Raw genomic sequence first — 24,663 nt, forward strand, 5'->3', positions numbered from 1 at the left:
TATAATATTGGTAAGTATTCAAGCACTCCAATGTACAATAGGACGAGGTGAACGTTATGAATTGGAGAGAAATAAAAATCCCCGACTGGGTAAAGAGGTGGCGCTGGCTCATCATTGTTGTAGCAAGCATGGTGGTACTAGCTTTCGCTGGTTACTTTACTCTATTAATTGGTGGGAAGAGGATCGTAGATGAGCGTCTGCTTGTGCTAGATGAAGCATCTGTGATCGAAACAAGAAACGGTGATGAATTAACAAAATTATATAAAGAGAATCGAACAGTTGTCCCGATTGGGGATATACCAGATCATGTGGAGAATGCTTTTATTGCGATTGAAGACGGACGTTTCTATGAACATGCGGGTGTTGATGTTATAGCAACGGCTAGGGCTTTATACCGTGATTTAATTGCAATGGAAAAGGTGGAAGGCGGGAGTACGATTACCCAGCAGCTCTCGAAAAACTTATTCTTAACCCATGACAAGACGTGGACACGAAAGATCAAAGAAGTGATGGCATCCTTGTACTTAGAACGAAACGTGCCGAAGAAGAAAATTCTCGAATACTACTTAAACACGATCTATTTTGGAAACGGATTATATGGTATTGAATCTGCTTCTCAATACTTCTTTAGTAAACCTGTTTCAGACCTTTCGCTAACAGAAGGAGCGTTACTAGCAGCTTTGCCAAAAGGTCCGAATTACTATGATCCTATAGATCACCCAGAACGTGCGAAAGGTCGTCGCGATATCGTCATTAGCCGCATGCTTGCCGAAGGTTTTGTAACATCAGAAGAAGCTGTGCAGTTACAGCGAAAGAACTTGGGCATCAATCATGGCAGTCCTGAAGAGAAGCCTTGGCTGAATAGCTATCTAGATTATGTCGTAACAGAGGCTAAAGAACAACATGGACTTAGCGAAGATGAATTGTACCAGGGAGGCTATCGCATTGTTGTAAGCGTGGATGAAGACGTTCAACGGATCTCACACGAAGTGATGCAAATGGATCAGTACTTTCCTGGATCTGCTGAAGGAGTACAAGGAACCTTTCTATTAATGGATCAGGAAACAGGAGAGATTTTGGCCGCTCAAGGGGGGCGTAATAACGAGCGGGGAGACTTAAACCGTTTGTTAGAAAAACGGCAGCCTGGTTCTGTCATGAAGCCACTGGCTGTATATGGACCTGCCCTAGATCTAGAACAGTACACGCCGTACTCCCTTTTGGTAGATCAAAAGCTGTCATACGGAGATTACACTCCTACTAATTACGATGGTACGTATGATGACTATATCTCGATTTACAAGTCACTAATGTTATCTAAGAATGCTTCAGCAGTATGGCTGTTAAACGAGATTGGAATCGATTACTCCAAGAATTATTTAGAAAAGCTAGGCATGGACCTTGAAGACAATGGGTTATCCATTGCGCTAGGTGGTCTTAAAAAAGGCGTGACACCGGTAGATCTGGTTCGATCTTACAGAACGTTTATTCACGACGGGGAAATGATAGAGCCTCATTCCATTGTAGAAATTTACGACAAGGACGGGGAATTGGTCCACAAGTATGAGCCAAAGCCTGAGCAAATCTTCAATCCTCAAACAGCTTGGTCCATTACAAGGATGCTAGAATCCGTAGTGACTGAAGGTACTGGACGAAGCGGTACGTATGAGAAAGCTTTAGCTGGTAAAACCGGATCTACGCAGCACCCTTATGTGGATAAGAAAACAAAAGATGCCTGGTTTGTTGGTTTTACCCCTGAATATGTAGGTTCTGTATGGGTTGGCTATGATCAATCTGATGAGAAGCACTATTTAAATGATGGAAGTGCCTCCCCTACAAAAGTAATGAAAGAGGTACTAACTCGGGTCGATCAGGTAAAACAACTAGAAGATTCATTTACACAACCAGATGGAGTAGAAGACGTTCCACCACCGATCGATCTACCCGTCATAGATGACTTAGACGGAACCCTTTCATTTGGCTCCTTAACCCTTCTCCAAGCAGAACTGACATGGACACCAGCACAAGATGACCGTGTCGTCTATCGCATTTACAGAGAAGAGGATGGACAAGACGAACGAATCGGTGAAGTAGAAGGAAAAGGTCGTTATACGATTAAACGACTAACGCTGTTCCATGACGAAACCTATTACATCGTTCCATATGATCCACTAACTGATACAGAAGGATCACCTTCTAATCAAGTAAGAGTTGAATGGTAATATCAAAAGCGCAAGTCACCCGCCTAGCAACGTACAGACTGGACTGAACCGGCGTGAGATCAAGGAAACACGAAGAGCGTAAGCGAATCGATGTTGACTGATCGATCAGAGGTGAGGGAAGTCTGCTAGTTGGTGGGTGACAGGAGCTAGCCGAATCAAAAGCGCAAGTCACCCGCCTAGCCACGTACAGACTGGACTGAACCGGCGTGAGATCAAGGAAACACGAAGAGCGTAAGCGAATCGATGTTGACTGATCGATCAGAGGTGAGGGAAGTCTGCTAGTTGGTGGGTGACAGGAGCTAGCCGAATCAAAAGCGCAAGTCACCCGTTTAGCCACGTACAGACTGGACTGAACCGTGAGATCAAGGAAACACGAAGAAAAAGCTAGCCACATCAGGGCATTATTGCCTCTTGATGTGGCTTCTTTTATGAAAACGTTCGACAATATTTTTCATTTCGCATCAATGTTGTGTAAAATAGGAATAGGAAATAATTAAGTAATCGACAAAATCATGACAATCTGCTTCATAATCTATACATAAAAACCGTCAATGGGTATATTGGTAGATAGACAATTGATCACTGTCGACGTGCAAATGATCAATGTGAAAGGTGAGAACGGTATGACAAATTCATTTAATGACACGATTTTAAAAGCTTTCAGAGGCGAACAAACAGATCATGTACCTGTGTGGTATATGAGACAGGCGGGACGTTCCCAACCTGAATACAATAAATTGAAAGAGAAATACTCTTTATTTGAGATTACTCATCAACCAGAGTTATGCGCTTACGTGACCCGTTTACCAGTGGAAAACTATAACGTTGATGCGGCGGTTCTTTATAAAGATATCATGTCACCTCTACCGGCGATTGGGGTGGATGTTGAAATTAAAAAAGGAATAGGTCCAGTGATTCATAACCCAATTCGTTCCTTGGCTGACGTAGAGAAACTTGGTGAAATTGATCCACACTCCGACGTTCCTTACGTCTTAGATACCATTAAACTTCTAACAGAAGAGCAGCTAAACGTTCCGTTAATTGGCTTTAGTGGAGCGCCATTTACGCTAGCGAGCTATATGATTGAAGGTGGGCCATCTAAGAATTATCATAAGACAAAAGCGATGATGTACACAGATCCAAGAGCTTGGTTCTTATTAATGGACAAACTTGCTGATCTTGTGATTCGCTATGTGCGAGCCCAGATCCATTCAGGAGCTAAAGCTATCCAAATCTTTGATTCTTGGGTTGGGTCACTAAGTGTTCGAGACTATCGACAGTTTATTAAACCAGTAATGGAGCGGATCTTTTCAGAACTTCGCGAGGAGAACGTGCCACTCATTATGCATGGTGTTGGAGCTACTCACCTTGCGAAAGATTGGAATGACCTTCCGCTAGATGTTGTGGGTCTTGATTGGCGTACAACTATAAATGAAGCTCGTGATATGGGAATAAATAAATCGTTACAAGGGAATCTTGACCCGGCCCTATTGTTAGCCGATTGGGAGACGATAGAAGAACGCACAAAGGCTATACTAGACCAGGGGATGAGTCAGCCAGGTTTTGTGTTTAACCTTGGCCATGGTGTTTTCCCTGAGGTAAAACCTGAAACACTAAAGCGTTTGACGCAGTTTATTCACGATTACTCTAAGAGATCGTAAGAGACAACAAACTTTTTAAAAGAGGTGTTAACGAATGGCAAAGAAAACAATGGGACTTCTTGTAATGGCATATGGTACACCCTATAAAGAAGACGATTTAGAACGTTATTACACGCATATTCGTCGTGGACGAACTCCTTCTCAGGACATGATCGACGAATTGCGCGAGCGCTATGAAGCCATTGGAGGGATCTCTCCACTTGCTCGGATTACGCAAGAACAAGCAGACGCGTTAACAGCGAAGTTAAACGAAGTTCAAGATGACGTTGAATTCAAACTGTATTTAGGTCTTAAGCACATTGATCCATTTATTGAAGACGCTGTGGAGCAAATGGCGAACGATGGAATTGAAGAAGCTGTATCGATTGTACTTGCTCCTCACTATTCTACGTTTAGCGTGAAATCATATAACGGTCGTGCTCAGGAAGAAGCCGAAAAGCATGGCGTAACGAATATCACCTCTGTTGAGAGCTGGTACGACGAGGAAGGGTTTATCCAATACTGGACAGAGTCCCTCCGTAAAGTTTACGAAGAAATGACGGCAGAAGAACGTGAGAAAGCGGTCCTGATCGTTTCTGCACACAGTCTGCCTGAGAAGATTATTCAAAACGGTGATCCATACCCGGACCAACTTAAGAAAACAGCTGATCTAATCGCAGGCCAACTACAAATTCAAGACTATGAAATTGGTTGGCAAAGTGAAGGAAACACACCTGACCCTTGGATTGGACCGGATGTACAAGACTTAACAAGAGACTTATATCACGAAAAAGGCTATCGCACATTTGTCTATGCTCCGGTTGGATTTGTATCTGATCACTTAGAGGTACTATATGACAACGATTATGAGTGTAAAGTGGTATGCGATGAGCTAGGAGCATCTTATTACCGTCCTGAAATGCCGAATACTCATCCATTATTTATTAGCACATTAGCGGAAGTCGTTTTAAAACAAGCTAAAAAGTAGGGGATAGCGATGTCTGAACAGAAAAAAGTTGTTGTAATAGGTGGAGGGATCACTGGATTATCGACAGCCTATTATTTGCAAAAAGAAGCAAAAGAGCATAACTTGCCGTTAAACGTGCAGGTACTTGAAGGAAGCAACCGTTTAGGTGGAATGATTGAAACAGAGAAAAAGCAAGGGTTCACGATTGAGCGAGGTCCAGATTCACTATTGGCACGTAAGCCAAGCGTCTTTAGGTTAATTGATGAAGTTGGATTAACGAGTGATCTTGTGACGGTTGCAACAGGGAAATCATACGTGTTAGCAAACGAAAAACTTCATGAGATCCCGAGTGGGTCTTATATGGGAATTCCTGTTCAAGTCCGTCCATTTGTCTTCTCAAGTCTTTTCTCTCCACAAGGGAAATTGCGCGCGGCCGGTGATTTCATTAAGCCAAAAAGTAAGCCTCAAACGGATCAGTCATTAGGACACTTTTTCCGGAACCGTCTTGGAGATGAAGTGGTTGAAAATCTAATAGAACCGTTGTTATCCGGGATCTATTCAGGGGATATTGACAACTTAAGCTTAATGGCTACGTTCCCGAACTTCTATCAATTAGAGCAAAAGTATGGCGGAATCGTAAGAGGTCTCCAAAAAACCGTGCCAAAACCCTCTACTAATAAAACAGGCAAGAAACCGAGTCCATTCCGTACACTTCAAAATGGATTAGGTTCTCTTGTGGAAGCTGTCTCCGATTCACTCGAAGAAGGCTCTGTTCAATTGGAGACAAGCGTCACTCAAATTGAGAAAAAGGCAGAAAGGTATGAGCTAAAGCTCCATAACGGTGAAGTCATTCAGGCGGATAGTGTAGTTATTACTACACCACACTATGCTGCACAGTCGATGTTGAGCCAGTATTCCTTTATGGATTCCTTTAAGGAGATGCCTGCCACATCTGTCGCGAACGTAGCAATGGCCTTTGATCAATCCGCTATTCAACAAGACATTAATGGTTCAGGCTTCCTCGTTTCCAGAAATAGCGATTATCGAATTACAGCTTGTACGTGGACCCATAAGAAATGGCCACATACAACACCAGATGGAAAAGCACTCCTGCGCGCTTACGTAGGTAAACCTAGTGACCAGGGAGCGGTTGATCTATCAGATGAAGAGATTGCTGACATCGTTTTACAAGACTTAAATAAAACGATGAACATTACTCAAAAGCCAGAATTTACCGTGGTGACACGCTGGAGAGACTCCCGTGCCCAATATACAGTAGGTCACAAAGATCGCCTGAAACAAATCCAAGCCGACATGGCGGATGAACTACCCGGCGTTTACCTAGCAGGAGCCTCATACGAAGGCCTAGGCATACCAGACTGTATCGACCAAGGTGAAAAAGCTGTACAAAATGTTTTGGACTATTTAAAAGCTAAATAACTGTCAACAGGGCAGCTCATTATAATGAGCTGCCCTGTTTTAATATGTATAACATTCAGGGCTAGGGTGGGTCCGTTACCAGATTGGGGCTAGGTCCTCCACTCCGGAACTGGATAAGCTCCTCACCCCGCGGGAGTCTCCTCGTCCCACAGCAAGCCCTGATGTTAAGTGGCTGAACGGACCGCTTTAATATTATAAGTATTTTTAAGTGCCTTCCTTGCCATATATCGCGCGTTTCCGTCTCCTCCCTAATTCGGTAAAGGTTGGCCTGGAAATTGCGAGACTCCTGCGGGAGAGAGAGCTAGACGAGATCCCGCAGAGAGGTTTTCACGAGGAGGCTAAAAAAGAAAGGGGAAGTTCGACTAAGGCCGTCACGTCCTGTGACAACGTCGAACGACCCCACGTCGTGTGGGGCCGCGGAAAGCGAGTGATTTCCAGGCCAACCTTACGCTACATAAAAGCTGACGGAAACTTCTCTATATCTAAGCAGAGGGGAAGGAAGGCATTTAATAAGATTCAAACGGTTGCACTTTATTCTGATGTTGCAAGAAATTCCAAAGACTAGTAGAATCGTATACATGAAAACGATTTCATTAAAATGGAATTTATAGCTCGGATATTATCATCAGGGGGCGTTTACAGTGGCAACAATTGAGGATGTTGCAAAGTTTGCAGGGTTGTCTAGAACAACTGTTTCTCGAGTGATTAATGATCAGCCGTATGTATCAGAGGATAAGCGTGTAAGAGTAGAGGATGCGATGAAGGCTTTAGGATATGTTCCGAATTCCTCTGCAAGGCGCTTACGCAGTCAAAAGACTGAAACAATTGCCGTGTTACTTCCGAGGATTACGAATCCTTTCTTTAATCATTTAATCGAATCTATGGAAATGAAAGCCTCAGAATGGGGATACCAAGTCATTATTTGTCAGACTCATAACTTACCAGATAAAGAAAGAGATTATTTAGAACTCCTTCGTAAAAAACAGGTGGATGGAATTATTATGACCTCTCTTGAAAACGAATGGGAAGTTGTGGAGGAGTACTTACAATCTGGGCCGATAGTGTTGTGTAATGAGAATGTAAGTACAGCTCCTGTTCCGGTTGTTCATATTGATCAAGAAAAAGCAGCATATGAGGCAACGATTCATCTTATTGAGAATGGTGCATCAGAAATCGCCTTTTTACAAGGAGGTCACGATAGCTATGTCTTTCGTGATCGTGAAAAGGGTTTTTTGAAAGCGCTTAATGAACGGGGGATATCGCCTATTGAGACTGAGTTGTTTAGCTCCGCTGTCGATGTAAAAAGTGGACGAGAGTTGTTTCATCAAATCCAGGCTCATTACCCATCGATTAACGGGGTATTTGCAGGCTCTGACGAGATGGCTGCTGGTTTTATTTATGAAGCTGTTAAGGCAGGGGTTAAGGTGCCAGAAGATATTCTTGTTATCGGGTTTGATAATCAAGCCATTTCTATGTTGATGAATCCGTCCATTACGACGATCGAACAGCCCTTTCAGAAAATGGCCGGGCGCTGTGTGGAACTTTTAGTACAACAGGTGGAACAAGGGTATAATTTAAAGCATGAAGAGCATGTCTTTCCTCACCGTCTTCAATCGAGAGTATCGACAAGCCGTCAAACCAATTTAGTCCCTCTTTAGGGAGGGTGTACCTTTCTATTTTAATACATGAGATAATGAAAAAGCATTCCAATAAAATTGGGATGCTTTTTTTATGGAGAAACAGCCCAGATCTGTACTAGTACTGTTTTACATTAAGACAAGAAAAAAGAACAGCGGTTGCTGTTCTCTAGAGTAGAGTTTGTTATTGTTTGTTTAGGTTGTTAATCGTGAGGTACATTAAGTGTAGAGGTTCTTGGAGTTAGCGAGCTGGGTCGTCGCATTCTTCACAAACATCGCCATAGCAGTCAGCTTGCTCTTGGATTGCGTTGCCACATGCTGTGCATTTCTTTTCAGGAAGTGTCTTAAAAAACTCGATTGGGCTCATCATCGGAAAATCCCTCCAGTTAGTTTGTGTACCTTTATTGTATTATAACAGAACGAATAATACAACACTTTGTTTTATAACAACTTGTACTTTTTTTAAATACCCGATAGGAGGATCTATAAACATGAAAATAACAGTAAATGGATTTTGGGGTGGATACCCTGCTGTAAACAGTGCAACTTCAAGTTATCTTGTGACATCTGGAGATTTCACGCTGCTCGTCGATTGTGGAAGTGGGGCGTTATCGCGCTTGCAGTCTAAAGTAAATGTTATGGATATCGACGCTGTTATCTTATCTCATTATCATTTTGACCACGTAGCTGATATTGGTGTGATGCAGTATGCGTGGAAGGTACAAAATATTTTAAGAGAAACAGAAGAAGTTTTACCAATCTATGGTCATAAAGAAGATCAGGCAGGATTTGAGGCACTTACACATGATCGTACGGAAGGGATTGGGTATGATCCTGATCAAACACTTGAGATAGGACCTTTTTCGATACAATTTATGAAGACCGCACACCCTGTGCCATGTTATGCAATGCGTATATCAGATGGAACGTCTTCGTTTGTTTATACAGCAGATTCAAGCTATTTAGATGAATTCATTTCATTCAGTAAAGGAACGGACTTACTTATCACCGATTGTAACTTTTATAAAGGGATGGATGGAACGAATCCAGGTCATATGACGAGTGAAGAAGTAGGGAAGATTGCTCATGAAGCAGAGGTAGGCAAGCTTTGGCTCAGTCACCTTCCGCACTTTGGTAACGTCCAGGATTTAAAAGATCAGGCTGCTGAACAGTACGGAGGAGAGATTGAGCTAGCACAAGAAGGATTAAGCTTTGAGTCCTAGGCTTAGCCAATAGAATTGAATAGAGGAGAGGAATCTATTACAATAAGGTCGATAGAGACGAATAGGAGGAAGAGACTATGATGCTTTTTGTAGACCATGAGGGAATTAACGATCCGCGCATTAACTTAGCGATCGAAGAATATGTACTTAAGAATTTAGAGATTGATGATGATACAAGCTACTTGCTGTTCTATATCAATGAGCCTTCCATTATCATTGGTAAGAATCAGAATACCATTGAAGAGATTAATACCGATTATGTAGAGAACAATGGTATTCATGTTGTTCGCCGACTTTCTGGTGGTGGAGCTGTTTATCATGATCTTGGGAACTTGAACTTTAGCTTCTTAACGAAAGATGATGGAAACAGCTTTAATGACTTTGCTAAGTTCACAAAGCCTGTAACAGATGCTTTACAGAAGCTTGGTGTTAAGGCAGAACTATCAGGGCGTAATGATATCCAGCTAGAAGATGGCCGTAAAATTTCAGGGAATGCTCAGTTCTCTACCAAAGGCCGCATGTTTAGCCATGGTACATTAATGTTTGATTCAGAGATCGAAAACGTCGTTTCGGCTTTACGTGTGAAGTCAGAAAAAATCCGTTCTAAGGGGATCAAATCAATCCGAAGCCGTGTAGCCAATATCTCAGAATACGTAACTGAAGATTTATCAATGGAAGACTTTAAAGCAATGATCCTTCGTTATATTTTCGATGTAGAAAATGTTGAAGATGTACCTCAATATAAATTAACAGAACAAGATTGGAAGAACATTTACGCTCTTTCAGAAGAACGTTATCAGCAGTGGGATTGGAACTATGGGAAATCCCCAGCATCTAATATCCAGCATTCACATCGGTTCGACGGAGGTACAGTTGATGTACGTCTAGATGTGAAAAAAGGTATGATTGAAAATGCGAAGATTTATGGTGACTTCTTCGGTGTAGGCGATGTGAGTGAAATTGAGAATCGTTTAATTGGCACCCGCTATGAGCGTAGTGCAATTGATGAAGAGATTCAGGACTTAGATATTTCACATTATCTTGGGCGTATTTCAAAAGAAGATTTCTTATCACTTATCTACTAAAATGAAAACAAACCGCTTGGGCTTGTCGCTCAAGCGGTTTTATTTTTGCTGCTGTTCATATTCTTCTCTGTAGTAATTCTTTAAATGGATCCGATGGGCAAGGCGAATAGAGGGCCTGATTAATAATTGAACACTCCCTACAACAAATAATGTAACTCCCCAGGTCTTTACAGAACCTTCAAAATAAAAGCAAATACTCCCGATAAGAAACCAAAGACCTAAGAGAAAGTCGTTTAATGTATAAAGGATTTGATAAGGCTTTTTAAAAAATAAATCATGCTTTCCGACTTTTAAATCAACGTAATCTTGTTTACTTTGAGTTTGAGCATTAGCTTGCTGCTGTTCCTGGCTCATGGAAATCCCCCCTTTCTTTTTTTCTCTACTCAATTAATACCCCCTTCTACAAGGGGATTAATCTTATAGATTCTGAAGTATAGACTTGCTCAAAAATTGTCAGTATTTTATAATAAGTGTGACTGTTTTTTTACTTAAAAATGAATGATCATTCATTCATGATGAAGGGGAGTGGGCTTTTTTGAACATAAGTGATCAACTGTCGATAACAGCAAAGGGGAATCCATCAAAGACGGCTTATATTTTTCAAGGTGAGAAAACAAGCTACATGGAGTTAGAAGGTGCAGTTACGAAGTTTGCGTCCAGTTTGAAAGAGTTAGGGTATAAAAAAGGGGATCACATTGCACTTGTATCGGGGAATAGCCCATACTATGTTATTGGTCTATACGGGGCTTTGCGTTTGGGGCTTACAGTCATCCCAATTAACCCGATTTATACAGTGGAAGAGATGCGGTACATTTTAAAGAATGGTGATGTAAAAGGCGTTATTACAATGGATTTGTTTATGGATAAGTTCGTGGCTTTGGCTTCAGATTTTCCAGAGATCCACCACTATATCGTGGGAGACACAGGGGCAGATGTCTCAAATGCTCAAGAGTTTTTAAACGATAAAATGAAATCGTTTACAGGTTTGATGAGAACCGCTGAACTATCACTGGAGAGACCGGCGATTGACGATGAAGACATTGCGATCATCCTTTATACGTCCGGTACAACCGGAAAGCCAAAAGGAGCAATGCTTACCCATAAGAACGTGTATTCTAACGCCAAAGACGTGGCTGATTACTTGAAGTATAGTCCTGAAGATAAAGTTATAGCGACTCTTCCTATGTTTCATGTATTTTGTTTCACGGTAGCTTTAAATGCTCCTCTTATGAATGGTGGGACTGTTTTGATCCTTCCAAAGTTCTCTCCTGAGGACGTGTTTAAGGTGGCGAAGGATGAAGGGGCTACTGTATTTGCAGGAGTGCCTACCATGTACAACTATTTGCTTCAGGGAGGAGAGGCGCACAAGAGAGATTTCGAAAGTATACGCTTGTGTATTTCAGGAGGAGCCTCAATGCCGGTAGCATTGCTAAAGCAATTTGAGCAGGCCTTTCAGGTCATTGTTTCAGAAGGGTATGGGTTATCCGAGGCATCTCCAGTTACCTGTTTTAACCCTCTCGACCGTCCTAGAAAAGCCGGTTCCATTGGTCAAAACATATGGCACGTAGAAAATAAAGTAGTAGATGAACTAGGTGATGAGGTTCCTGTTGGAGAAGTAGGAGAACTTGTTGTTCGTGGACCTAACGTCATGAAGGGGTATTACAAGCTCCCAGAAGAAACAGCTGTAACGTTACGTGATGGTTGGCTGTATACAGGAGATATGGCCAAAGTTGATGAAGAGGGGTACTTCTACATCGTTGATCGAAAGAAAGACATGATACTCGTAGGAGGCTACAACGTCTACCCGCGTGAAGTAGAAGAAGTTCTGTACCAACACCCGAACGTAACAGAAGTCGCAGTAGTAGGCGCACCAGACCCAAATCTCGGAGAAGCGGTACAAGCCTTTGTAGTGGTAAATGACACGATTACGGAGGACCAGTTACTCGACTACTGTAGAGAGCACTTGGCCAAGTATAAACTACCAACGGTAATTGAATTCTTAGATGAACTACCAAAGAACACCACTGGTAAGATCCTAAGAAAGAACCTACGCGACCGGGTTACGCAATAATGCGGCATCGAAGTAATCAAATAAGTCCTAACGAGTATGAAATCCATTTTGGGTTTTATACTCGTTTTTTTGTTGAATGGCTCTGTTAATGTTTAGTGTTGATTTTGTCCCATAGCCCCCTTATATGGAATGGTTAAAGTTGAGATATTTCAGCAGGAAGGGGCCGCCTGCGTGTAAGAGTGCTTGGGATTGCTCGGGGACAACTATCTTTCCCGCGGGAGTCTCGCAGTCCCCGAGCAATCCCTGTCTTTATGGTGGGTGAACGGCCACGCATTTCACATCAGCGGGTCTGTTGTTACCCTATATGGCATGTTTTCGTTCCTCCTTGTATGGTAAAGGTGGGCCGGGAAACTGCGAGACTCCCGTGGGCAGAAGAGCCTAGGTGAGACCCCACAGTCCGGCTCTGCCGGGCGAGGAGGCTCACCAGCTCCCCACAGGAAAGCGAGTCGTTTCCTGGCCCAACTTACGCTCAATCAAAGGTAACGGAAACATTCTCCGAGCCCATATGATAAAAGAATTTTCTAACAAATTCACTCATCCCTCTTGCAATCTAGTAAAAAATTCGTTAGTTTAGAACATATCAAATTTTAGCGCATAAAAGCATAAAAGCATAAAAGTGCTAAAGTACATAACAGAGGGGGAACAACAATGAAGAAGTGGTTAATAGTAGCCAGTATCGTTGCCATCTTGGCGATTACAGGCTGTTCAAGTTCAGAAGCTAAAGAAGGAAATGAGAAAGAGGAATCATATGATTATACAGTAGGCATCACTCAAATTGTTGAACACCCATCGCTTGATGCAGCCCAAGAAGGGTTTAAAGCAGCGTTTGAGGAAGCAGGTCTTAATGTGAACTTCGACGTTCAGCTTGCACAAGGGGACGCAAAGAACAATCAGACCATTGCTGATAACTTTGTAGGGGACGATGTTGATTTAATATTTGCTAATTCAACAGGAAGTGCTCAAAGTGCACTGAACGCAACGAAAGATATTCCGATCGTCTTTACATCGGTTACAGATCCTGTTGGGTCAAACCTGGTTGATTCAATGGAATCCCCAGGTGGCAACGTAACAGGCACAACAGATACACACCCGGATGCTATTCCGAATACAATTTCATTTATGACAGAGAAAATGGATGTTCAAACAGTAGGAATGCTGTACAACCCAAGTGAACAGAATTCATCGTCTCAAATTGAACGTGTTAAAGAGATTGCAGGTGACAAGGTTGATATCAAGACAGCAACCGTTACGACATCCGCTGAAGTAAAGCAAGCAGCAGAATCTCTGACTGGAAAAGTGGACGCTCTTTACATTGTTACGGATAACACGGTTGTAAGTGCTCTTGAATCTGTTTTACTTGTAGGGCAAGAAGAAGATACTCCTGTTCTTGTAGGAGAGCTTGATTCAGTTGAGCGCGGAGGCTTTGCAGCTTATGGGTTTGATTACTACGACATCGGCTTTGAAGCTGGTCAAAAAGCCATTGAAATCCTGGAAGAAGGAAAGAACCCTGGAGAAATCCCTGTTTCTTACCCACAAAACTTAAAGCTTCAGATTAATAAAGATGCAGCGAACGAAATGGGTGTAGAGATTCAGGAAGGCTGGAAAGAAGAAGCAGAGATTGTAGAAAAGTAGAGGAGGATCATCATGACAGGAGCATTATTCGGCGCAATTGAGTCAGGGTTACTATACGCGATTATGGCCCTTGGCGTTTATATCAGTTTTCGCATTTTAGATTTCCCTGATCTAACCGTAGATGGCAGCTTTGTAACGGGTGGAGCCGTCGCATCCGTTCTTATGGTAAGTGGAACATCACCATTCTTGGCTACGCTAGCAGGAGGGGCTGCGGGTTTTATTGCAGGGTGTATGACAGGGTTCCTTCATACGAAGGGGAAGATCAACCCATTATTATCAGGCATTCTGATGATGATTGCTCTATATTCTATTAATCTCCGTATTATGGGACGTCCCAATATCCCTCTTCTAAACGAAGAGACGTTGTTCTCTCAAATCGAAAGCTGGTGGGCATCTACAGGGATTGATGCAGCTTTAATGACTCCATTTCAAGAACTAGGAATGGAAGGTGCTGCGCCGAATACATTTTATGTGCTTCTGTTTGGAACCCTTCTGATTATCGGTGTGAAGAAGGTTCTTGATTGGTTCTTGCAGACAGAGTCTGGTATTGCACTTAGGGCAACGGGTGACAATGCAAAGATGATCAAGAGTCTATCAGCGAACACTGGTCTTTATATAATGATTGGCTTAGGACTCTCAAATGCACTTGTTGCGATGAGCGGAGCTTTAATTGTTCAGTATAACGGTTTTGCTGATGTGGGTCTTGGAGTTGGGATGATTATTGTTGGTCTGGCTTCCGTTATTATCGGAGAAGGCGTATTTGGTCGTAAGTCCATTGCGAGAACAACGCTCGCTGTTGTACTAGGAGCAGTCTTGTATCGCATCATTCTAGCTGTAGCCATGCAACTTGAATTTGTAAAAGCAAGTGACCTTAAACTCATTACAGCAATTATCGTAACAGGAGCACTTGTTATTCCAACATTCTCTGGTCAAATCAAAGAGTGGATGGAGCGTAAACGCCAGCAGAAAGCCTTAACACAAGAACTTAAGCAGGAAAGGGGACAGGACGTTGCTAAACCTCAAACAGATTGAAAAAACCTTCTACAAAGGAACACCTGATGAAAAACGAGCGATCGACAACGTTTCTCTGACGCTAGAGGAGGGAGACTTCGTCACGGTGATCGGAAGTAATGGAGCAGGCAAGTCAACACTCCTTAACTTAATTGCAGGAGTCCTGTTTCCTGATCAAGGTCTTATGGCAGTAGATGACCTGAACATGACATACCTTCCGGAGCATAAGCGATCAAAATGGATTGGACGAGTGTTCCAGGATCCAATGGCGGGAACAGCGCCTCATATGACGATAGAAGAAAATTTAGCCTTAGCGCTAGGTCGTACGAAGAAACGGGGTCTTGGACGGGGAGTGAGTTCCTCTAGAAAGAAAGAATTTAAGAAGCTTCTTCAAGATATGAACGTTAATCTCCATGACCGCCTGACTACGCAAGTTGGGTTGCTCTCAGGTGGGGAACGACAAGCCTTATCTTTATTAATGGCTACGTTCACCGAACCGCGAATCCTGTTACTTGATGAGCACACGGCAGCACTTGATCCTGCACGCGCGGAACACATCACTTCAATTACAAGAGATGTCGTTGATCAGCACCAGCTCACAACGCTGATGGTCACCCATGACATGGAGCAGGCGCTCTCCCTTGGTAATCGTTTAATTATGATGGATGAAGGTAAAATTATCTTTCATGCCGATGCGGAAGAGAAGAAAAAGCTAACCGTCGCAGACTTACTAGAAGCCTTCCAAAAGGCTCGCGGTAAATCCTTAGCAGATGATAAAACGTTGTTGCAAAAATAATAAAAGAAAAAGATCTGCCCGATTCAGATGGATCGGGCAGATCTTTTTTATAGTGAACGTTACTATTCACATTCAATCCAGTTTGGGTCACTTGAGACTCTTCACTCTACCTTTGTTTGTTCGAAGCGCGGGACTTGAGCCGTTTTTCTTTGATCTTGAGCCTTTCACTGTCATCTTGAGTCATTCTTCTCTGACTTAAGCCTATACCTTATGGACTTGAGCTGTTATTTTAAGCACTTGAGCCGATTTTTCAAAAACTTGGGCCAGTATGATTGGTCTTGAGCCGTAACACCATAGCTTGAGCCGCGCAGAGCTTGAGATCAGACAAACAAGTACATTACTTTATAATTAATACCGGGCAATGAACTCGCTTGGCCACTTTATGGCTCACACTGCCTAACACCATTTCCTGCAGTCCATTCAGACCTCTACTCCCGATAACGACCACATCAAACTCCCCTTGATTTGCATACTCAACAATAGTAGGTCCTGGTTCTCCTTCGAGAGTTGTCACTTGGTAAGGAATATCAGCTTTCTTAGCTTTTAGTTCGATAGCAGATCGATTTTCTTCGTTAACATCGATTCCCTCCGGGCTATTCCAGTTTTGGAGTGTACTGGACTTTGCATGAGCTCGGTTGATCACATATAGAATTTCTACAACGGCTTCCTGGTTACAAGAGGCAAGATGAAAAGCATGATCACTCGCTCGTAAAGCGTGTTCTGAGCCATCCGAGGCTAATAAAATGTTCTTATACATTAGTCGATCACCTTTTAATGGTTATCTAATTTTCGTGCTAATTTTTGGTTTAAGTCTGAACTTAGTTTATTAAGTCCGATAATATAGGCGTTTATCCCTTGATCTTCAAAGCGGCGTATGATTTTATCAAGTACAGCGACAGCGGAATCATCCCATAAACGAGCTTCACTAAAATCAAGCACCACTTCTTTAGCTCCGTCCATCGTATAATCAAATTCATGAAACAGATCTGTAACAGAAGCAAAGAACAGTTCACCTTTAAAGTAAATCATCATCCGATTTCCATGAATAGAACGACGTATATGAACTTTAGAAATTTTATGAACAAAGAACATAGAACTGAGAAGAATTCCTGTTAATACCCCGATCGCTAGGTTATGGGTAAGAATGACCGTTATGACTGTAACGACCATCACGATGTTATCTGTTAGCGGAACGATTGGAATCGTTTTAATGGAATTCCAGTCAAACGTCCCGATTGAGACCATAATCATGACGCCAACTAGTGCGGCCATCGGAATTTGGGAAACGATATCTCCAAGGAAGACAATTAATAAGATAAGAACCACACCAGCTGTAAGAGAAGATAGTCTTCCTCTCCCGCCTGATTTGACGTTAATGACGGATTGACCAATCATCGCACATCCTGCCATGCCGCCGAAACATCCTGTTATAATATTAGCGATTCCTTGACCTTTTGATTCTTGGTTCTTGTTGCTATAGGTACCGGTTGATTCATCGACAATGCTAGCGGTTAAGAGCGATTCAACGAGGCCGACAACAGCTAATCCAAGCGCATAAGGAAAAATAATACGTAGCGTTTCAAATGTAAGTGGAACAGCGGGGAGGAAGAAGGAAGGAAAGGCCTTTGTAATTTCGCCCATATCGCCCACAGTACTAACCGTCGTATTCGTAAGGAATGCGATTGCTGTAACCACAACAATTGCAACGAGTGCAGAAGGGACCGCAGTACTTACACGAGGCAAGAGATAAATAATAGCTAACGTCCCAATGACCATCGCATACATCACCCACCCAGCCCCTGAAAAGTGTTCGAGTTGAGCTGTAAAGATCAGTATGGCCAGTGCATTCACAAACCCGACCATAACAGAACGAGGAATAAACCTCATGAACCTAGCAAGCTTTGCTATACCAAAAGCAATTTGTAAAACCCCTGTTAATAGGGTTGCTGCTAATAAATAAGAAAGACCGTACCCCGCAACAAGATCAACCATCAGTAAAGCCATTGCCCCGGTAGCACCTGAGATCATACCAGGTCGCCCACCAACGAAAGCGATCACCACTGCTATAATAAAAGAAGCGTACAACCCAACCATCGGATCAACCCCTGCAATAATAGAAAAAGCGATCGCCTCCGGTACAAGCGCAAGCGCCACAACAGTACCTGATAAGAGGTCCCCTTTTGTATTAATAAACCAAGATTCCTTAAAGCTCTGTACCTCCATCTGAAAAAACTCCCTTGCCAATATGCTACCCCTTATCATCCCCGAAACGTTGACAAACATGAGCAAGGATGGTCTTCCACATACGTACTTTTATGTGGATAGCTTAAAACTGAGATATGGAGTGGGGAGGGTCCGTTGCGGGGAAGAGTCGCTAGGTCTGACTGGAGGACCACTCGCTTTCCTGCGGGGAGCTGGGAAGCCTCCTCGTTCGCTAACGCTCTCTGTGGGTCTCCCCTAGGCTCCTTTCCCGCGGGAGTCTCGCAGTCCTCCAGTCAGACCTTCCATTATGGAGGTGAACGGACCTGGGCACAGGGGTTATGAAACTCTATGAAATCATTTCTGGCATGCTTCCGTTACTTTTAATATGGCAAAGGTGGTCCGGGAAACTGCGAGACTCCTGCGGGAAGAAGAGTTAGACGAGACCCCGCAGGGCATGCTTTTTGCCCGAGGAGGCTCGACAGCTCGCCCGCGGAAAGGGAGTAGTTTCCCGGACCACCTTGCTCTTACTACCGTTAACGGAAGTATTCTCTCAGCCCATGTCTTGAAAATTAAATAAGGGGGCCTTTTCCTTATTGGAAAAGGCCCCTTCTAGGTTAGTTCACTAGGTCCATCACGGTATTGTACACTTGGTCTTTGTTAAAGGCTTCGCCCATTGGGAATTTGCCAACGAGGTAATTGTCCTTGTCGAGGAGGTAAGCGTAAGATGTGTGGACAAGGTAGTCTGTGCCGTTATCTTTGAACAGGAAACGGAAAGGTTCTGCTAGCTTTTTGGTGTCTTCTACTGATCCTCTTAAAAAGATCCAGGACGGGTCTTCTTCTGCGCCAAAGCTTTTCATATACTGTTGTAGGCGTTCATTTGTATCATTTTCTGGATCGATGGTAACGGTTACAAATTCAACTTGATCCCCGTAAACCCCGTTATCTTTAAATTGTTCTTTTAAATGCATCATGCGTTGGGTGGTGAGTGGACATACATCTGGGCATTTGGTGTACATAAACTCAACAATGCGAACTTTTTCATCCATAGAAGCCAGATTGTATTCTTCACCTTGTGCGGTATTCATACGCACGTCTGTAGGTAGTTCTACCCCTGCGTCGCGCCAAAATTGCAAATATGATATTCCAAGGCCGATGCCAATTACTAATAAAGAAATAAAGACAATATACCATTTCTTTTTCATATCCATTCCCCCTGTAACCGTTCTGCTTACTTTTATATTACAAGAGTAACTACGGTGGTAATAGGGGTTTTGGTGAACAACTGGTTACAATATTATGGCAACAATTTGAATTTTTTAGGCTGATATTTGTACAATAGAGTTTAGAATGGGAGAGGATGCTTTGAAGAAGTTACTTGGAGTTTATGCTATCTTTTTAGTTGTGTTATGGGTCTATTTTGGCTGGGTTTATGAACTTGATACGTATGCTGATTCAAGATACGCAGCATACCGTTATGCTTATTCCTTTACACAATTAACGTTCCCCTGGATCGTATTATTGTCCTTCATTATAATGGACTGGCACAAAGGCATGTTGGATTGGATCGAAAAGCGGTTTAAGAAAAAGTGGGTTCAGTCATTTATCTTTGGTGTTGTATTTATGACAGCTCTTCAACTCATCTCCTTGCCATTAGATGGAGTTGGTTATTCAATGTCTAAAGCTGCTTCCATTAGTCATCAGCCCATCGGAGATTGGCTGGTAGAATGGAGTATTCAAAGCGTGCTTTTTATTGTGGTAGTAGCGGTATTAATTGCGGTCTTTCGCAGTATTGTCTCAAAGTTTCCGCAGAAATGGTGGCTTGTTTTGTGGCTGACTTCTCTCCCTGTCGCTTTTTTCATCATTTATGTGCAGCCGATCTGGATTGATCCCTTATTTGAAGATTTTACATCGCTTGAAGCAGGAAGCTTAAAAGATTCTATAGTAGAACTAGCTGGTGAAGCAGGGATTGAGGAGGATCATATTTTTCAAGTGAATATGAGTGAGAAGACGAGCACCTTCAACGCCTATGTGACCGGAATTGGCGGGCAGAAGCGAATAGTCTTATGGGATACAATGCTGAATGGGATGAGTCAAGGTGAAGTATTGTTTATACTGGCTCACGAAATTGCTCACTATGTGAAACACCATGTTTATATAGGTGTAGCTGGTTATTTATTATTGAGCGTTGTGCTTTTGTGGAGCCTTGCGCGCATTTATTCGCTTATCTATCGAAATGGGAAGGAACGTCTAGGTTTACGTGAACGTTCTGATCTCCGCAGTGTACCGGTCTTGTTGCTGGTTCTCACGTTTTTGATGTTTGCCACGCAACCCATTAACTTGTATGTTTCGAGAGTGATGGAACGCACAGCAGACCGTTATGCTATTGAACATACGGACGATTTGCAACCAGCGCTTGAAAGTTATCAGGCATTAGCAAGGGAATCAAAAAGTGACCTCTCGCCACATAATTGGATTGTTTGGCTTCGATATACTCATCCTCCGCTCGGGGAAAGGATTGAGCGCATTCAAAGTGAAATGGACCAGCGGACACAAAACGATTGACTTTTTAATTCGTTATATTAATATAACTTGTAAATATTCTCTCGAAATGAAAGACATTTACAGTATAAAGGCGTTGTCTTTTAACCGCCCTAGGTATAGTTGTTGGAATATTATGTGAAAACCGCAAACGGTTGCGTGATACCGCAAATGTTTTTCGGTTACTTTTGACCAAGATTATATTAGAATAGACTCAAGACAAATTAAACGACACCGCACTTTTGTAGGACATTCGTTGTCTCTCAAATCTCGGGGTTCGTTTATGGAGTCTTGTTGCATGTTTGTTGTTGAGCTTACATGCACTGTGAACGAGGTTTGTCGTCATGGACTAATCGTTCACAAGTAATTCCCTCACTCAAAAGTTAACCAGTCGTCTCTTTTTGGCCAATGCCTCGATCGCATTGGCCCTTTTTTTATGCTTTTTTAAGCTTATTGGGATTATCTTGTACGGTGTATGGATGATTATTGCGTGGATTGCGTTAAAGAGGGTTGGTAAGAAGGGCTTCTTAAACGTAAAATAGCTCCAATTCGTAACGTCGTAGGTTAGTCGGGTACTTGTTTAAGAATAAACAACCCAGACCAGAGCTATAATACGAATGGAGCTAGATGTTATATAGGTTATCCTGAAGTTTGAGAATTATACATAATAATATGTTTTTAATTTTGACTTAGTAAAAGTAACGGAAACACCATTTCATTATTCGCCCGGGCGCTTGTACGTAATCATGTGCTCGTCATCTGTAATATAAAAATCTCGGTCTGGCCTTTCGTGTATGAGGCCGGCTTTTTCAAGTTTGAAGTAGTTCACTTTAAAGTACGGGTCGTTTTCAATGATCGGTAGTTCATTGTTTTGCTTGATGTAGTAATCGACTGCGCGTTGGATATAATCTAGGTCGAGCGCGAGTTGACGATCTTTCTCTTCAAATAACTCGTACGTTTCTTTAGACATGTAGTACGTATCTTTTGGGATGCCTTTAAGGTAAGGGGCTAAGAGATTGTAATCGAGTGTGAGGTCCTCATTAATGACGGTTCGTAATTCGACTCCGTCTGGCAAATGATCTGTGAATTCATGGATGGCTCTTCGAACTTGTGAGAGCGATAAATCTTTTACTTCAAGCTGTTCTTGTTTCTTCTTTTTCTTATTCCACCACATTTTGTGTCACTCCAATTTGGTTAATTGTATTTGGATCGCGCAACCTAAGAGGGAGAAAGGAGGTGCGCGGTATGGGAGAAAGCCCTCTAACGGAACTTGAGATTGACACGGCATTGAATCCGGATTTTGGTATGAACGATGATGGGTTCTTATTCCATGTAAAGGATGTAGAAGAGTGGGATGTGCCCGCAGATTCTCATCAAATTGGGGTCTAGTTTTCAGTATAACAGAAATTTTTACCACTTAGTGTCTTGCAGAAATTCAATTTCTGTCTGATTTTCATATATCCACTTATTTAATGGTTAATTTTAGTATAATGAAGAAGCACCTTATTTCAGAAGAGAGGATGAATGTATGGATATGTGGAAAGACAGGTTCGAAGTTTCTCCGTTCACGCAAGCGATTGTTGCTGATGAAAGGGCAGATGGAAAGATTATCTCACTTGTTATGGAGGGGGAGGAATCTTTTTATGTTAATCAATCTCCAAAGCGCATAATTGATTATGCATGTAAGTACTTTGGGTCGAGTTTGAAAGGACGACAAGCTGGAACGAGAGATGTTACTGGTATTACACACAAAGCCCCGATTGCCATTGATCCAATGAGTGGCATGTATTTCTTCCCAACTATTTCCCCTCAGAATGTGTATTGCTCCTGGGTCGCTCACTCCCATGTTGATCTAATCGAATCAACCGGGCATCAGCAAACACGCTTAGTCTTCAAAAACCAACGATCCGTCATATTGGATGTTTCAAAGGGTACCATTTGGAACCAAATTCAGCGCACGGCACAGTTCCGCTATAAATTGAATGAGCGGCTTCAGTATGTGACAAAGCCTAGTTTCGATCATGTAGCTGAATCAGTTGCTTTTCATCCAAAATCATAAAAAACGAGAAGGAGACGCCTTTTGGGCGTCTCCTTTTTTGAGAAGAAATTAGAGGCGAGGGTTATGGCGAGTCTTCCATACCGCTTGAGGCTAATTTCCCTTGGGAAGGTTGAAGCACTTTGCGCATGAGTTCATACATAATGGTTTCTACATGCTTACGAATGGCAGGATTAAAGTAATTTCTTTTTTCTTCATGACCTCCTGATACAAATAGGTAGGAGGAGAAGGATTCATTTTTTGATAAAAGCATAACGTCCAGTTGGCGTGATTTCATAATTCCTCTTAGATATCTTCGTTCTGATTTTGCCTTATGGGCCATCTTTCTCAATAATTCCATATACGGTTCTTTAATTTTGAAAGAACCTTGCTCAATCGTGTGGATGTCTTTTTCAATAACGAGAATGGCCATGGATAAGAAGAGAAATCTTGAGGCGAGTTCTCGATCTTCTTCACTTAAGTACCGCATGTTCGTTCCCTCCTGTAATGAGAACATATGTTCTATTATAACGTAATTTTATGTAGAAACAAATAGGTGTATGATGGAAATGGTCTCCATGTTACAAAAAAACATACTAAAAGACCTCGGGAATGGGTTTCTTTTCACAACGATGTGGCTACCATTTATAATAGAAAGGTAAGTAGCATGAAGAAGTGGAAAGAGTCGCTGTTTGAGTTTATATCTCTGTTAGGAGTTAGATGGATGAATATTCAAGACTTAGATTATGAAGCGCTAAAAGAAATGATTAAAAACGATACGTTTGATGATTTTATTATGCAGTTGCTGCAAGAATATGAAGCGTTAGGTCCATTGCCAGGAATATTGCTCCCTTTGTTAGAGGCGATTTTGCCTTTTTTACCTTTGTTTATATTTGTGGTAGGGAACTCGATCGCATACGGGTTATTAAAGGGGTTTTTATTTTCCTGGTTTGGTGCAGTTCTTGGTGCGGTATTTGTCTTTTGGGTGATTCGAAGGCTCGGAGAGAAGAAATTCTTTCAGTTTATAAGGCGGAATAAGCAAGTGCAGCGGGTAACCTCATGGCTCGAGCGTCACGGATTTGGACCGTTATTCTTGTTAATGTGTTTCCCATTCTCTCCATCAGCGATTATTAATGTCGTCGGGGCATTGTCGAAAATAAGCTTTCAGCAGTTTGTGCTAGCTGTCGTGATGGGGAAAGCGGTGATGATTTTTACAATCTCTTATGTAGGTCACAGCATTACGGAGTTTGCTCAGAAACCTTTGAAAACTATCGTAGTAGGAATCTGTATTGCAATCTTTTGGGTAATCGGAAAGGTGATTGAACGTAAATTGCAACAACGTTCTCATGAAAACGTAAGCGCAAACGATTAGGCGAAAACGAATATGGGTAGAATGATAGTAGTACACTTCTGGAGGAGAAATCATGAATATGAAAAGTGCCTGGAGATGGCTTCGGACCATTGTATTTGCTATTGTTCTCGCTCTTATGTTTCGTTCGTTTTTGTTTGCAAGCTATGTGGTTGAAGGGGAATCCATGCAACCGACGCTTTTTGATGGGAATCTATTAATGGTCAATAAAGTGGTTTATGACTTACAGGATGTCAATCATACGGACGTCATTGTATTTCATGCTAATGAAAAAGAAGATTACGTGAAACGTGTAATTGGTTTACCTGGTGACACCATTCGATATGAAGACGATACATTATATTTAAATGGGCAAAAAGTAGACGAGCCCTACCTAGATCCTTATCGGGTTAACGATGGAAAGCCGTTAACTGAATCCTTCACCCTCGAAGAGATTGAAGGTGGCGCTAAAAAAGTGCCAGAAGGCCATATTTTCGTAATGGGAGATAACCGAAGAGAGAGTTTAGACAGTCGCTATTTCGGCTTTGTCCCTATTGATACGATTGTAGGGAAAGTTGACGTACGCTACTGGCCAATTAATAAGCTAGCTCTTAAATTTTAGACGGCAGATGAGTCATACACATAATATAGAACGTAGAAGAGCACTCCAATTAGCCCCTGGCTAGAGTGCTCTTTTTTGGTGTGCCCGGCATGGACGTAAGCTTTAGGGTTAAAGTCCCGAACGGTGAAGGTCGTTGTAGCCGTTAGCCAAAGACAAGGGTGTCTGGGGCGACCCAGAATCTAAAGGAAGTCGGAGGC

The 24,663-nt window shown here is 42.4% G+C and carries 23 protein-coding genes; 16 read left to right on the top strand and 7 right to left on the bottom strand.

Translation table 11 applies throughout. The annotated features are described in order from the left end of the window. The first annotated feature begins 56 nt into the window (after positions 1-56). The 5 genes from IEW76_RS17105 to IEW76_RS17125 all read left to right on the top strand — a co-directional run bounded on the left by IEW76_RS17105 (position 57) and on the right by IEW76_RS17125 (position 7,924). Complete coding sequence (locus IEW76_RS17105; protein ID WP_188655642.1) at positions 57-2,219, top strand: transglycosylase domain-containing protein; 2,163 nt, start codon at positions 57-59, stop codon at positions 2,217-2,219. A gap of 623 nt (positions 2,220-2,842) precedes the next feature. Continuing rightward, positions 2,843-3,880, top strand: coding sequence for a uroporphyrinogen decarboxylase (hemE, locus tag IEW76_RS17110; protein WP_188655643.1), 1,038 nt, complete (start codon positions 2,843-2,845; stop codon positions 3,878-3,880). A gap of 34 nt (positions 3,881-3,914) precedes the next feature. After that, positions 3,915-4,847: a ferrochelatase gene (hemH, locus tag IEW76_RS17115; protein WP_188655644.1), complete on the top strand. Its 933-nt coding sequence runs from the start codon at positions 3,915-3,917 to the stop codon at positions 4,845-4,847. 9 nt (positions 4,848-4,856) lie between these two features. Continuing rightward, positions 4,857-6,266, top strand: a complete 1,410-nt coding sequence (gene hemY / locus IEW76_RS17120) for a protoporphyrinogen oxidase (protein ID WP_188655645.1) — start codon at positions 4,857-4,859, stop codon at positions 6,264-6,266. Positions 6,267-6,907: 641 nt separating this feature from the next. Then, a complete protein-coding gene (locus IEW76_RS17125) occupies positions 6,908-7,924 on the top strand; it encodes a LacI family DNA-binding transcriptional regulator (RefSeq protein ID WP_188655646.1) in 1,017 nt (338 codons plus the stop codon). 220 nt (positions 7,925-8,144) lie between these two features. Here the strand turns inward: IEW76_RS17125 and yhfH are convergent, their stop codons facing one another. Next, positions 8,145-8,273 carry a protein YhfH gene (gene yhfH / locus IEW76_RS17130; protein WP_084599712.1) on the bottom strand — a complete coding sequence of 43 codons (129 nt, stop codon included), beginning with the start codon at positions 8,271-8,273 and terminating at the stop codon, positions 8,145-8,147. A gap of 121 nt (positions 8,274-8,394) precedes the next feature. On the opposite strand from yhfH, the gene IEW76_RS17135 reads away from it, so the two are divergent. Beyond that, a complete protein-coding gene (locus IEW76_RS17135; RefSeq protein WP_188655647.1) occupies positions 8,395-9,126 on the top strand; it encodes an MBL fold metallo-hydrolase in 732 nt (243 codons plus the stop codon). Positions 9,127-9,206: 80 nt separating this feature from the next. Further along, positions 9,207-10,211: a lipoate--protein ligase gene (lplA, locus tag IEW76_RS17140; RefSeq protein ID WP_188655666.1), complete on the top strand. Its 1,005-nt coding sequence runs from the start codon at positions 9,207-9,209 to the stop codon at positions 10,209-10,211. 39 nt (positions 10,212-10,250) lie between these two features. On the opposite strand, the gene IEW76_RS17145 is transcribed toward lplA, so the two are convergent. Beyond that, entirely contained in the window at positions 10,251-10,598 is a 348-nt protein-coding gene (locus IEW76_RS17145) for a YrhK family protein (RefSeq protein WP_229721284.1), read from the bottom strand. 148 nt (positions 10,599-10,746) lie between these two features. Here IEW76_RS17145 and IEW76_RS17150 point away from each other — a divergent pair, with 148 nt between their 5' ends. The 4 genes from IEW76_RS17150 to IEW76_RS17165 all read left to right on the top strand — a co-directional run bounded on the left by IEW76_RS17150 (position 10,747) and on the right by IEW76_RS17165 (position 15,721). Beyond that, on the top strand, positions 10,747-12,282 hold the full coding sequence (locus IEW76_RS17150) for a fatty acid--CoA ligase family protein (RefSeq protein ID WP_188655648.1): 1,536 nt from the start codon (positions 10,747-10,749) through the stop codon (positions 12,280-12,282). A gap of 648 nt (positions 12,283-12,930) precedes the next feature. Then, entirely contained in the window at positions 12,931-13,914 is a 984-nt protein-coding gene (locus tag IEW76_RS17155; protein WP_188655649.1) for an ABC transporter substrate-binding protein, read from the top strand. A 12-nt stretch (positions 13,915-13,926) separates the two neighbouring features. Then, positions 13,927-14,946, top strand: a complete 1,020-nt coding sequence (locus IEW76_RS17160) for an ABC transporter permease (RefSeq protein ID WP_188655650.1) — start codon at positions 13,927-13,929, stop codon at positions 14,944-14,946. Then, on the top strand, positions 14,924-15,721 hold the full coding sequence (locus tag IEW76_RS17165) for an ABC transporter ATP-binding protein (RefSeq protein WP_188655651.1): 798 nt from the start codon (positions 14,924-14,926) through the stop codon (positions 15,719-15,721). Before IEW76_RS17160 ends, IEW76_RS17165 begins: the two co-directional genes overlap by 23 nt. Positions 15,722-16,058: 337 nt before the next feature. Here IEW76_RS17165 and IEW76_RS17170 read toward each other — a convergent pair whose 3' ends face one another. The 3 genes from IEW76_RS17170 to IEW76_RS17180 form a co-directional block, all read right to left on the bottom strand. Then, the gene (locus tag IEW76_RS17170) at positions 16,059-16,478 is read right to left on the bottom strand and encodes a universal stress protein (RefSeq protein ID WP_188655652.1); all 420 of its coding nucleotides are present in this window, start codon (positions 16,476-16,478) and stop codon (positions 16,059-16,061) included. 14 nt (positions 16,479-16,492) lie between these two features. Continuing rightward, positions 16,493-17,944, bottom strand: a complete 1,452-nt coding sequence (locus IEW76_RS17175; protein ID WP_188655653.1) for a SulP family inorganic anion transporter — start codon at positions 17,942-17,944, stop codon at positions 16,493-16,495. A 593-nt stretch (positions 17,945-18,537) separates the two neighbouring features. Then, positions 18,538-19,125, bottom strand: coding sequence for an SCO family protein (locus IEW76_RS17180; RefSeq protein ID WP_188655654.1), 588 nt, complete (start codon positions 19,123-19,125; stop codon positions 18,538-18,540). 160 nt (positions 19,126-19,285) lie between these two features. On the opposite strand from IEW76_RS17180, the gene IEW76_RS17185 reads away from it, so the two are divergent. Beyond that, positions 19,286-20,485, top strand: a complete 1,200-nt coding sequence (locus tag IEW76_RS17185) for a M48 family metallopeptidase (protein WP_188655655.1) — start codon at positions 19,286-19,288, stop codon at positions 20,483-20,485. Between the two features lie 694 nt (positions 20,486-21,179). Here IEW76_RS17185 and IEW76_RS17190 read toward each other — a convergent pair. Then, a complete protein-coding gene (locus IEW76_RS17190) occupies positions 21,180-21,635 on the bottom strand; it encodes a DUF3939 domain-containing protein (protein WP_188655656.1) in 456 nt (151 codons plus the stop codon). 71 nt (positions 21,636-21,706) lie between these two features. Here IEW76_RS17190 and IEW76_RS17195 point away from each other — a divergent pair, with 71 nt between their 5' ends. Together IEW76_RS17195 and IEW76_RS17200 are read left to right on the top strand one after the other, a co-directional pair. Further along, positions 21,707-21,850, top strand: a complete 144-nt coding sequence (locus tag IEW76_RS17195; RefSeq protein ID WP_188655657.1) for a hypothetical protein — start codon at positions 21,707-21,709, stop codon at positions 21,848-21,850. Positions 21,851-21,989: 139 nt separating this feature from the next. Then, a complete protein-coding gene (locus tag IEW76_RS17200; protein ID WP_229721285.1) occupies positions 21,990-22,520 on the top strand; it encodes a competence protein ComK in 531 nt (176 codons plus the stop codon). 61 nt (positions 22,521-22,581) lie between these two features. Here the strand turns inward: IEW76_RS17200 and IEW76_RS17205 are convergent, their stop codons facing one another. Continuing rightward, positions 22,582-22,986 (bottom strand): YhjD family protein, encoded by a 405-nt coding sequence (locus IEW76_RS17205; protein ID WP_188655658.1) that lies wholly within the window; start codon positions 22,984-22,986, stop codon positions 22,582-22,584. Positions 22,987-23,220: 234 nt separating this feature from the next. On the opposite strand from IEW76_RS17205, the gene IEW76_RS17210 reads away from it, so the two are divergent. Beyond that, positions 23,221-23,868: a TVP38/TMEM64 family protein gene (locus IEW76_RS17210; protein WP_188655659.1), complete on the top strand. Its 648-nt coding sequence runs from the start codon at positions 23,221-23,223 to the stop codon at positions 23,866-23,868. Between the two features lie 52 nt (positions 23,869-23,920). Continuing rightward, on the top strand, positions 23,921-24,466 hold the full coding sequence (lepB, locus tag IEW76_RS17215; RefSeq protein WP_188655660.1) for a signal peptidase I: 546 nt from the start codon (positions 23,921-23,923) through the stop codon (positions 24,464-24,466). Positions 24,467-24,663 lie beyond the last annotated feature (197 nt).

The organism is Pontibacillus salipaludis, assembly GCF_014642405.1.
GTDB classification, from domain to species: Bacteria; Bacillota; Bacilli; order Bacillales; family BH030062; genus Pontibacillus; species Pontibacillus salipaludis.

What these genes read in the sequence shown, in the direction of transcription:
- IEW76_RS17105 (WP_188655642.1), top strand. Translation starts at nt 57, where the DNA reads ATGAATTGGAGAGAAATAAAAATCCCCGACTGGGTAAAGAGGTGGCGC.
- hemE (WP_188655643.1), top strand. Translation starts at nt 2,843, where the DNA reads ATGACAAATTCATTTAATGACACGATTTTAAAAGCTTTCAGAGGCGAA.
- hemH (WP_188655644.1), top strand. Translation starts at nt 3,915, where the DNA reads ATGGCAAAGAAAACAATGGGACTTCTTGTAATGGCATATGGTACACCC.
- hemY (WP_188655645.1), top strand. Translation starts at nt 4,857, where the DNA reads ATGTCTGAACAGAAAAAAGTTGTTGTAATAGGTGGAGGGATCACTGGA.
- yhfH (WP_084599712.1), bottom strand. Translation starts at nt 8,273, where the DNA reads ATGATGAGCCCAATCGAGTTTTTTAAGACACTTCCTGAAAAGAAATGC.
- IEW76_RS17135 (WP_188655647.1), top strand. Translation starts at nt 8,395, where the DNA reads ATGAAAATAACAGTAAATGGATTTTGGGGTGGATACCCTGCTGTAAAC.
- lplA (WP_188655666.1), top strand. Translation starts at nt 9,207, where the DNA reads ATGCTTTTTGTAGACCATGAGGGAATTAACGATCCGCGCATTAACTTA.
- IEW76_RS17155 (WP_188655649.1), top strand. Translation starts at nt 12,931, where the DNA reads ATGAAGAAGTGGTTAATAGTAGCCAGTATCGTTGCCATCTTGGCGATT.
- IEW76_RS17160 (WP_188655650.1), top strand. Translation starts at nt 13,927, where the DNA reads ATGACAGGAGCATTATTCGGCGCAATTGAGTCAGGGTTACTATACGCG.
- IEW76_RS17170 (WP_188655652.1), bottom strand. Translation starts at nt 16,478, where the DNA reads ATGTATAAGAACATTTTATTAGCCTCGGATGGCTCAGAACACGCTTTA.
- IEW76_RS17175 (WP_188655653.1), bottom strand. Translation starts at nt 17,944, where the DNA reads ATGGAGGTACAGAGCTTTAAGGAATCTTGGTTTATTAATACAAAAGGG.
- IEW76_RS17180 (WP_188655654.1), bottom strand. Translation starts at nt 19,125, where the DNA reads ATGAAAAAGAAATGGTATATTGTCTTTATTTCTTTATTAGTAATTGGC.
- IEW76_RS17190 (WP_188655656.1), bottom strand. Translation starts at nt 21,635, where the DNA reads ATGTGGTGGAATAAGAAAAAGAAGAAACAAGAACAGCTTGAAGTAAAA.
- IEW76_RS17195 (WP_188655657.1), top strand. Translation starts at nt 21,707, where the DNA reads ATGGGAGAAAGCCCTCTAACGGAACTTGAGATTGACACGGCATTGAAT.
- IEW76_RS17200 (WP_229721285.1), top strand. Translation starts at nt 21,990, where the DNA reads ATGGATATGTGGAAAGACAGGTTCGAAGTTTCTCCGTTCACGCAAGCG.
- IEW76_RS17205 (WP_188655658.1), bottom strand. Translation starts at nt 22,986, where the DNA reads ATGCGGTACTTAAGTGAAGAAGATCGAGAACTCGCCTCAAGATTTCTC.
- IEW76_RS17210 (WP_188655659.1), top strand. Translation starts at nt 23,221, where the DNA reads ATGAATATTCAAGACTTAGATTATGAAGCGCTAAAAGAAATGATTAAA.
- lepB (WP_188655660.1), top strand. Translation starts at nt 23,921, where the DNA reads ATGAATATGAAAAGTGCCTGGAGATGGCTTCGGACCATTGTATTTGCT.